General features: G+C 32.3%; 11 protein-coding genes. 6 read left to right on the top strand and 5 right to left on the bottom strand.

Annotated features, from left to right (window positions below; translation table 11 throughout):
- The first annotated feature begins 597 nt into the window (after positions 1-597).
- The 4 genes from GKP30_RS22460 (at position 598) to GKP30_RS22445 (ending at position 4619) form a co-directional block, all read left to right on the top strand.
- Positions 598-813 (top strand): helix-turn-helix domain-containing protein, encoded by a 216-nt coding sequence (locus GKP30_RS22460; protein ID WP_216831705.1) that lies wholly within the window; start codon positions 598-600, stop codon positions 811-813.
- An 83-nt stretch (positions 814-896) separates the two neighbouring features.
- Positions 897-1754, top strand: coding sequence for a replication protein (locus tag GKP30_RS22455; RefSeq protein WP_216831704.1), 858 nt, complete (start codon positions 897-899; stop codon positions 1752-1754).
- Entirely contained in the window at positions 1696-2571 is an 876-nt protein-coding gene (locus GKP30_RS22450) for an ATP-binding protein (RefSeq protein WP_236035302.1), read from the top strand. Before GKP30_RS22455 ends, GKP30_RS22450 begins: the two co-directional genes overlap by 59 nt.
- Positions 2572-3053: 482 nt before the next feature.
- Entirely contained in the window at positions 3054-4619 is a 1566-nt protein-coding gene (locus GKP30_RS22445) for a hypothetical protein (RefSeq protein WP_216831703.1), read from the top strand.
- A gap of 257 nt (positions 4620-4876) precedes the next feature.
- On the opposite strand, the gene GKP30_RS22440 is transcribed toward GKP30_RS22445, so the two are convergent.
- Positions 4877-5122, bottom strand: coding sequence for a hypothetical protein (locus GKP30_RS22440; RefSeq protein WP_216831702.1), 246 nt, complete (start codon positions 5120-5122; stop codon positions 4877-4879).
- Positions 5123-5521: 399 nt separating this feature from the next.
- On the opposite strand from GKP30_RS22440, the gene GKP30_RS22435 reads away from it, so the two are divergent.
- A complete protein-coding gene (locus GKP30_RS22435; RefSeq protein WP_216831701.1) occupies positions 5522-5737 on the top strand; it encodes a hypothetical protein in 216 nt (71 codons plus the stop codon).
- Positions 5738-5973: 236 nt separating this feature from the next.
- Here GKP30_RS22435 and GKP30_RS23830 read toward each other — a convergent pair whose 3' ends face one another.
- The 3 genes from GKP30_RS23830 to GKP30_RS22425 form a co-directional block, all read right to left on the bottom strand.
- Positions 5974-6108 carry a hypothetical protein gene (locus tag GKP30_RS23830; RefSeq protein WP_268884710.1) on the bottom strand — a complete coding sequence of 45 codons (135 nt, stop codon included), beginning with the start codon at positions 6106-6108 and terminating at the stop codon, positions 5974-5976.
- A 37-nt stretch (positions 6109-6145) separates the two neighbouring features.
- Positions 6146-6517, bottom strand: a complete 372-nt coding sequence (locus GKP30_RS22430; protein WP_216831700.1) for a hypothetical protein — start codon at positions 6515-6517, stop codon at positions 6146-6148.
- 427 nt (positions 6518-6944) lie between these two features.
- Entirely contained in the window at positions 6945-7163 is a 219-nt protein-coding gene (locus GKP30_RS22425; protein WP_216831699.1) for a hypothetical protein, read from the bottom strand.
- 196 nt (positions 7164-7359) lie between these two features.
- Here GKP30_RS22425 and GKP30_RS24070 point away from each other — a divergent pair, with 196 nt between their 5' ends.
- A complete protein-coding gene (locus tag GKP30_RS24070) occupies positions 7360-7602 on the top strand; it encodes a nucleotidyltransferase family protein (protein ID WP_216831706.1) in 243 nt (80 codons plus the stop codon).
- A gap of 579 nt (positions 7603-8181) precedes the next feature.
- Here the strand turns inward: GKP30_RS24070 and GKP30_RS22415 are convergent.
- Positions 8182-8694, bottom strand: coding sequence for a helix-turn-helix domain-containing protein (locus GKP30_RS22415; protein WP_216831698.1), 513 nt, complete (start codon positions 8692-8694; stop codon positions 8182-8184).
- Positions 8695-8831: the final 137 nt, after the last annotated feature.

The raw sequence follows: 8831 nt of genomic DNA, 5'->3' as shown, positions 1-8831 counted from the left end.
TGCTGTAACCTATTCAGTGAAGAGGTTATAAGGTGATAGGAGATACAAAATTCAAAATATAAATGCTAATAACTTTTTTATCGCTAGTAATATCCTTGAGTCCCTATTTGCTGTAACCTATTCAGTGAAGAGGTTATAAGGTGATAGGAGATACAAAATTCAAAATATAAATGCTAATAACTTTTTTATCGCTAGTAATATTCTTGAGTCCCTATTTGCTGTAATCTATTCATTGAAGAAGGTTAAAGGGTGAAGGAGTTACAGAAAGCGAAGGATAAATACTTTCTTATCCCTAGTAATAGCCTCCTAAGTTAAAAGTAAACTAGTTATAGTAGAGATGGAAAAGTGAGGATATAGGTATTCTTATCAAAACCTATTTTTGCTAATTTCGTCCTTAAATAACTCAGTAAGTAACGTATGAATTGGAGTAGGAGATGATAAAGAAATAATTAAATAATATCTTTGTGGCCAGAAGCACTGGAACGATGCCTGTAAACAGGTCTTGTTTCTAGTGCTTTTTTTATGACATTGCCATAAGCCAGTTTCATCAATGAGTGTAATTTTATTACAATAAATATCTGTAATGGAGGAGTAATTATGACTAAAAACGAATTGCCAAACGTTCTCACTGCCCAAAACATCGCAGAATATCTCAAAATTTCCCGTCGAAGAGTATATGAGCTTTTTCAACTTAGCGAAGAGGCTGGAGGAATAAGGTGTTTTGAAATTGGGCTATCAAAGCGAGTCGAAAAAGAGGACTTTGTAGAGTGGTTAGAGAGTCAAAAAAAGATGAAGCAAGAAAAGTTAAATTAAGATAAGACTATTCAAGGATAAAGTTAAGAAAATGTGTAGGGGGAAATTATTTCTCCCCCGGTTTTAAAAAGGTGGTAAGGAAGATGCTACAAGGTTATGTGAAAATTTACAGAAAAACTATGAATAGTTCCGTTTGGCAGGACCCAGAGTTATTTCGATTGTGGATGTATTGTCTTATGAAAGCTACTCATACAAAGCATAAGACATTAGTAGAAAAACAGGAAATAACCTTGTATCCAGGACAGTTTATTACAGGGAGGTTTAAACTTCAATTTGAATATAATAAGGGTTTAGCTCCAAGGAAACAAGTTCGTGACACAACGCTATGGAATTGGTTAAAGAAACTCAAAAAATTCGGGAATGTTGACATCAAATCGTATAACAAATTCAGCATAGTAACAATAATTCATTGGAATGACTACCAAGAGTCTTTGACAACAAAATCACAACAGAATGACAACAATTTACCAGCAAATATACAGCAAAGTGACACAAACAAGAATGGTAATAATGCAGAGAATGATAAAAATGGAAAGAAAAAAGATGGTCAAAAGCAAGCATTTGACCAAGCTTCTATTTTTTATCAACTAGCTTATCGGTTGTATCAAAGAATTATAGAACATAATCCCAATCATAAAAAACCTAACTTAGAGAATTGGGCAATTCATATTAAGCGAATGATTGAACTTGATAATCGTGGAGAAGAAGAAATTAAATATGTTATTGATTGGTGTCAAAAGAATACATTTTGGCAAGGACATATCTTATCAACTGCGAAGCTTAGGGAGAAGTTTGATCATTTGGTAATTCAAAGTAATACAGAGAAAAGCAAAGCTGCTAAAAATAAAGAAATACCTAAATATCCAAATGAGGTGGGAGCGAATGAAGGACTTAATGAATCAGGTACTAAAGAATTCGGGCATGTCAGACTCTTCAAGTAAACCTGAACCAAAGGAATGCGCAAGTTGTGGAGAGCAAATTGAGCCCATCCAAGTAGAACATCCATTTCACAAAGAAATAAGATGGGTTTATCCAGCTTGTAAATGTGAGATTAAGAAGCTAGAGGATATTAAACGACAGCAGGAGTCTTATCGAAGACAAAGGAAAATTAATCATGCTCTTAAGATGAGTAGTTCGCTTGAAGATATTAAACATTTAACTTTTGAGTCATACAAATTGAGGCACGGAAATGAAAAAGCAATACGTGAAGTGGAAGATGCAGTAGAAAACTTTAGTGAACGTAGCAAATTAGGGGTCTTTATTTTTGGTGAGACAGGAAATGGGAAAAGCCATATAACTGCTGCAGGGGGAAATGCCTTAATTGAGAAAGGCTACTCAGTTCTTTTCATTACAGAAAAGGACCTCCTAAGTAGATTTAACGCTACGAAGAATTACAATAACAACGAATCCTTTCAAGAAATTATGGGAGTGTGCTTAAGCGCCGATTTGTTGGTTTGGGATGATTTCATGAGTAGTCAAAGGTTAAGTGATGAGGAAAAAGATTGGATTTTCCAAATTATAAATGGTAGGGAACGAAAGAATAAGCCGATTTGGGCAACTTCAAACCTTACTCCAGAGGAATTTGAGAGTGATGAGGTAGTTTATAAGTTGGACAATAAAGGAAGAACGTGGTGGCGTTTAGTGGGAAATATGAATTGTGTATATAACAAAGCCTCCAATTACCGAAAATCAATAGCGATATCTAGAGTGTTAGGTATATCTGTTGAAGAGTATGAAAGAAGACAGGCTAGGGAGTGAGTGATTTTAGAAAAAGGTTAAAAATTTTAGCATATGAAAAGCCATATCCAATCATGGGAGTGGCTTTTTTGTGTTTAATTTTTAATTTTAGAACTTGGGAACTTTAATTGGAACTCTTCTTGTCTAGGTAATACTGGTCCCACTCATTCAAAGCTCAATTCTTAAGAGGTTAAATATCATTTAACCTCATGATATGAACGTATATATTCATTAAAAATACAAAGAAATATGACCCTTAATAAAAAAAATTATTTATGACAAACTTTTATAAAATTATAAAAAAGATCAAACGAGTAGGAAGATAGTTTAAACTATCAAGATACATACAGTACGTTATTGTTAGAATTTATTATTAATGTCAAACCATAGACGTTAATAGTCTAGATAAAACTAGTCTATAATAGACTATTGATCTGTAGGTTATAAATGCACATGCTATTAAAAAAAGTAGGGTATAACTTTCTAAATTTTGTATATAACTAGTGGAAAATATTGATAGAAGGACTGGTTTTATGCGAAAAAGAAGAAAGTGGAATGAAGAAATGGTAAGAGAAATATTATTGAAAGTTAATTCTGAAAGTAATCTTACCCTTACTTATTTGTATGGAAATTATGGTGGGATGGTTAGGGCAATAAAAGAGGATTATGGATCATTAGAACAAGGGCTGAAGAAATTTGGTTTTTCTTATAATGAAATCAATAAGTTGGAAAAATGGCCACCAGAAAAAGTTATTGAGAGATTAATAGACTATTATAAGCAAGGTATTCTAACTATTTCCTTCCTTCGCGAGAATGATTGGAAATTACTTTATGGAGCTCGAGAATGCTTTGGTTCGCTGGAAAACGCGTCAAAAGTATGTGGGATTCCATATCATGAGATTAGACAGTCCAATATATGGTCCTCTAAGGTAGATGTTGATAATTTACTATTACAACTTTACCGGAAAGGTTTGTTAACACCAATGTATGTAAGAGAACATGGTGATGGTTTATTAGGTGCATGTAAAAAGTTCTATGGTTCTCTTGAAAATGCGGTTGAAGCAAATGGGGTATCCTACAAGGAAATTTTGCAAAGAGAAGATTGGAACAAAGAGAAGGTAATTATACACTTGAGGGAAATGTATAATGATGGAATTCCCATCCAAAGTATTTATCTCAAAACTAATTACCCACAAATTCATGCAGCTTGTATAAGACATTTTGGATCTTTCTTAAATGCAATCACGTCGGCAGGATTTACGATTGAGGAGATCTATGGGACAGAAAAATGGAATAAAGAGCGAATCATCTCGAAGCTTCAAGAGCTTGGTGTAGAAGGGGTTTTAATGACTGAAAATTTCGCCATTGAATTCCGCCCGTTGTATAAAGCTTGTTACAGGGAGTTTGGCTCATTCATCCAGGCATGTGAGGAGGCGGGTCTATCAGTTAATGTAATTAAAGAAAATAGGCCGTATATTGATAAGAAAAAGTGGGAGAAGGATGAAGTAATTAATGAATTATATGAGTGGTTTTATGTTAAGCGTAAATCACATAGAGATTTATTCACTGAAAATAGTAAACTTGAGAAGCAAGCTAGAGATCATTTTGGTACTTTATTAAAAGCATTAAATGAAATTGATATAGACTATGAAGAGCGATGGAGGAAGAATGTAAGGAGTGCAGGGATAAGATTTGAAAACCTTGTGGGAAAAGTATTAAGCGAGTTATCTTATCAGATCAAGCTCAGGAATAAGCTTATACACTTGGCACCACGTCAATCGATTAAACCTGATTTTGTTTTGAATGGCGACGTAGGAGATATTTTTGTCGATGCAAAACTAAGTGCTTGGACTCAATCGATAGATGAAACAATAGAAAAATATAAAAATTACTGCTCGGAATTATGGATAGTATACTGGTACAATGAAAGGGAAAAGAAAGACTTTGGTAAAGTTAAATTTAAATCTATCTTTGATTTGATTGAATGCCTCCCTAAAGAAAGAAAACGACATTATTTCTTCAAACTTAATGAGCTGGAAACATGGCTTAACAAAAGTCAATTTGAATAGGAAAGGAAACTCGTTAATTATATAAAAAGGTTGGGTGATCGAAACAGGATCACCCTTCTACGTTACTACAGTTTTAAGGTACAGAGTGAATCGGAATTAGATGAGTACGGTGGTGCCTTTTTGAAAAGCGAATTAAATCAGACTCTAGGATGGCAAGTGCGAGGTCTTGAGGTATTTTAGAAAAGTGTTAGGGTAGAACATTACTTAGGTAGTATTAAAAACAAGTTTGCCGAAACTTCCATACCATTTAGTTTTGTTCACCTCTCGCGCTTCTCAATAATACTAGTAATTGGAGATGTTAAAAAGTACCCACTAGCAATTTTATATAAAACAAAGTACTCATCTGCTTCCCAATAGTTGTAATATCTATCAAACTTCAGTTCTTCTACACTATATAAAACTGCTCCATCATCTTTTACATGTGTAACATGAATAATTTCTTCTGTATGTTTGTGTTTTATATAGTCACCTGGGCTTGCAACCATTTCAATCAAAATATACATAGATCAATCCTCCTTTATTTATTCATATATATCGTCAATTTTTTTAGAGCGTCCAATTATTTTTTTAAAAAGTAAAGATTTTCTTCTAGTCTAGATAATATTTTGGATAATTTCATAGATAATGAAATGGAAAATTATTATCCATTTATTATCCAGCTTTTTATTTATTTTTAAGTAGTTTTAAATCCAGTTATATCATATGTTTCGGACTTTTTTTTTATAGTCTGGGAAAAATTTAATTAAATTGTTGCTAATTAGTACCTTGTAACACCAATTTTAGAGACAAAGTAGAAAAAGCCAGGAATGATGATTGAGGCATACATACGTATGATTGAAATATCAGAATAAATAAAAAATAGAGTTAATATTAATCGATAGGAAGTAAAAGAGGGAAACGTAATGGAAAAATGCGATTTTTGTAAACGAAAACAACCGGATGATGTATTTTATCTATACAGTGTTTATCATATGACTGGAGGTAGGGTTCAAAAAGGCTATCTTTGTCAATCATGTAGTGATCGGTCCTACGGTGATAAATGGTATCCCATTACTGTTTATTACCAACAATGCGAAATTAGCAATTTTGGCCATGTTCGAGAAGTAAGAGGCAATTGATATTATTACATCACACACATACAAAATGCTAGCACAATGTATGTGTATCTTACTAAAAACGGGAAGAAAATGAAGAAAAACATCGGTTCACTCATTAAAAGGTTTTGTCCATAAAAGCTACCCGCTCCTTCTGCACGGCAGAGAGTGTGCTTTTTATAGATTGAGTAAGGGATGTTAGACGAACAAAACGCAAACATACTAATTTTTTGGAACTTTGCTTGACTTAGCTTTTACTATTATGGTCCTTGCTTAATAATGGAATGAATGACTAATTGGTAACCACTTTTTTCAAAGTATTCAATAAATCTATATTGATTAGGAAAAGAGATTAATAGGGCTAGCTCATCTTTGGGCATACTCGTTTTAAACATTATGCAATCACCGTTCTTGAGAAAATGCTTGTAAAGTTTACTCATTTTTATCACGACTCTCTATTAAATATTGCTCAATGAAAGGTAAGGGAATTATATCAAGGCTTTTCCTTACCCTTACGTTAAAAATAATCAACTGCAAAACTTCAATTAATTCATCATCATTATTGAGTAACTTCCCTTCCCACAGCATTTCCCGTTTTTGAGGGAGATAAGACTGGGCAGTATTGTAATCTAAATCTTGAGCTTCAAATTTAAGTTTTAAACTATGTTTATTCCTACTATTGTTGTAATCTTGGTAATAAATATCTTTTATTTCATCTTTTGAATATGGCAAAGATGCAATTATTTCTTGATCCTCTTCTAATTTCTTTTCAAAGTACCTCTCAAATTCTTTATTTTTTTTCATTCGTATTACAACTCCTCTCATAACTTTAATAGAGTCATTACGTTAATAAGAAAATAATTGAGTATTACTTTAATATACATTTTACTCTTCAATGTTTAGGAATTATAAAGTAAAATCTATATGCTATTTAATTAACGATCATTTCATTAATATTGTTTCACTTACATCACAAATTAGCAGTTGAACTATCGTTACTAATGTTTACATGTTATTTAGTTTTGACCTACCTGGCATTTATCTAATGTGAGAACAGCAGTTATCAAGTGATGGTAGTAGCTAATATGCTAATGATTTATCCAACTATTGTGTAAATTTGTTAAGGAGATAATTAGAAATAAAAAAGGACAGAAAGTTCTTTCTATCCTTTTTCATGTGAATTAATACATAATTTAGTTGTGCTCTTTACTAGGAACAATGTATGCTTATTTTAGTCAGTTACATACTTTAGAGAACGATATGTCTTAGGGGGTAATTCTCCTTCATCTATATGTATTACTAGATACTTTTTATTTTTGTTCTCATAATCCCCAATAATCTTATCTAAATCCAATTCCAATTCCCTATTTATCTTGAGGGTATCGTTTAAAAAATCTCGTGTTTCTCGATTATAAACAATTAACCAAAAAGTAGCTTCAATATTTTTCATAACTTTCACCTCAGTTCTAGGAATAGGTTAACATCTTAAGTAATATGACTAAAATTATGAATAGCAGTTTTTGAAAAGTACCATATGTAAAAGTACTTTAAAGGAGTGGTTAGTTCTGAGATGAGAAATATAACCTTAGCAGTCATAGAACAGCAAATACTAGCATATAAAAAGTTTCTGAGGGGGAGATTATGGTATTAAGGTTTTAGGTATATTTGGCTCATATTCTCGCAATGAACAAACCCCTAGTAGTGATATAGATATTCTTATTAAATCTGACATGGCACTTGGATTTGAATTCCTTTCAAATAAATTTTTCTTGAAAGATAAATTAGGCTTAAATGTTGATCTAGCCACGGAAGCAATGATTTTGGTAAAACCAGAATTGCGAGAACAAATATTTAAAGAAATTGTTTATCTATGGAAGGATGAGAAATAGCTACATTAAGTTACAACACTTTGTTAGTATGTTAAAAGTTCAATAGATGAATTTTCAAAAGACCGTGGACAGGTGTCTTAAATAACTAAAAAGATGCCATAGACAGTCGAGGACGTTTACAACGCTTACCCTTGTTCTTTGTTCGTCCTCGTTCCCGTTGCTCTCAAACACTACAGGGAAATTAGGGATATTTCGGAAGAAGATTAATCTATTCTGTTTTGTCATAAATTAAACAGTTAATATTGATAGTCTAAAATCAACTAGTCTACTTTAGACTATTGATATAAAAATGACATGGAGGAAATAAACGGAGGAGAGGTATCATCTTACGGAAGAAGTTGCTTCCCTCTATAGTCTGCACTGACATTTTTCTACTAGTTCACTTATAGGGAGCAGGTATGGGGATGCTTAATTTTAATTCTGTAACTCGAAAACCCCTTCCTATAACTACTAGAATTACAGGAAGGGTTAATTACAGCGGTTGAAGCACTGCACTTCTTAGATACTAATAACATAAATTTCATTAATTCTTCAAAAATAGAAATAACCTAAATCGAGAATAGCTGTTCTTATCTCTACTTAATTAAAACATTCCTCAAGAGGTGGGCGATTAAGAGCATCCCAAATTAATAAAAAATGCTGCATGGAAATGGGGCACTGATTATTTAGTACAGTGCTTAATTCATTTACGGGAATGCCCGTTAACACTGATAATTCTGTTTGCTTTATATGTAAATGCTCCATTAATATTTTAAAACGGTTTTTAATTTCTGATTTGGGTTCTCTTAATGTGAGCGTGTTGGAAGCAGAATGTAAAGCATAATAAATACTAATACGTTCTATTTCCCTATTTAGGGCCTCGTGGATAAAGCCATCTAGAGTTTCCTCTTTTTTGAGTAACCTTTTGATATAACTTTGCCCATTGTTTTGAATAATTAACAGATCATTAATTGTCTTTAATTTATTAATATCAATTTTAATATTTAATGTAAGTTCATCATTTGTATCTTCGTTATGTTGGCGATGTTGGCGACCGCGTTCAGTAATTTCCCTTAGATTTTCTCCAAAACTCTTACCTGTAAATGTATTCATTTTCTCACCTCGCACTTAAACTTGTTTTACATAATAGTATGAATGTGAATGAGTTTAAATTACAAAATATATGTAGGTTTATACATACTCTTTTAATTGACAGACAGCTTTTCTTATAATTATATGAATAGAGATAC

The sequence above is a fragment of the Alkalihalobacterium elongatum genome, assembly GCF_019024285.1.
Lineage (GTDB): Bacteria > Bacillota > Bacilli > Bacillales > Bacillaceae_F > Alkalihalobacterium > Alkalihalobacterium elongatum.
Note: the sequence above shows the minus strand (reverse complement) of the source record. Positions and strands in the feature narration are given on the sequence as shown.

Coding starts and splice junctions, on each gene's coding strand:
- GKP30_RS22450 (WP_236035302.1), top strand. CDS start 1,696: ATGAAGGACTTAATGAATCAGGTACTAAAGAATTCGGGCATGTCAGAC.
- GKP30_RS22440 (WP_216831702.1), bottom strand. CDS start 5,122: ATGTATATTTTGATTGAAATGGTTGCAAGCCCAGGTGACTATATAAAA.
- GKP30_RS22415 (WP_216831698.1), bottom strand. CDS start 8,694: ATGAATACATTTACAGGTAAGAGTTTTGGAGAAAATCTAAGGGAAATT.
- GKP30_RS22455 (WP_216831704.1), top strand. CDS start 897: ATGCTACAAGGTTATGTGAAAATTTACAGAAAAACTATGAATAGTTCC.
- GKP30_RS22460 (WP_216831705.1), top strand. CDS start 598: ATGACTAAAAACGAATTGCCAAACGTTCTCACTGCCCAAAACATCGCA.
- GKP30_RS23830 (WP_268884710.1), bottom strand. CDS start 6,108: ATGTTTAAAACGAGTATGCCCAAAGATGAGCTAGCCCTATTAATCTCT.
- GKP30_RS22425 (WP_216831699.1), bottom strand. CDS start 7,163: ATGAAAAATATTGAAGCTACTTTTTGGTTAATTGTTTATAATCGAGAA.
- GKP30_RS22430 (WP_216831700.1), bottom strand. CDS start 6,517: ATGAAAAAAAATAAAGAATTTGAGAGGTACTTTGAAAAGAAATTAGAA.
- GKP30_RS22435 (WP_216831701.1), top strand. CDS start 5,522: ATGGAAAAATGCGATTTTTGTAAACGAAAACAACCGGATGATGTATTT.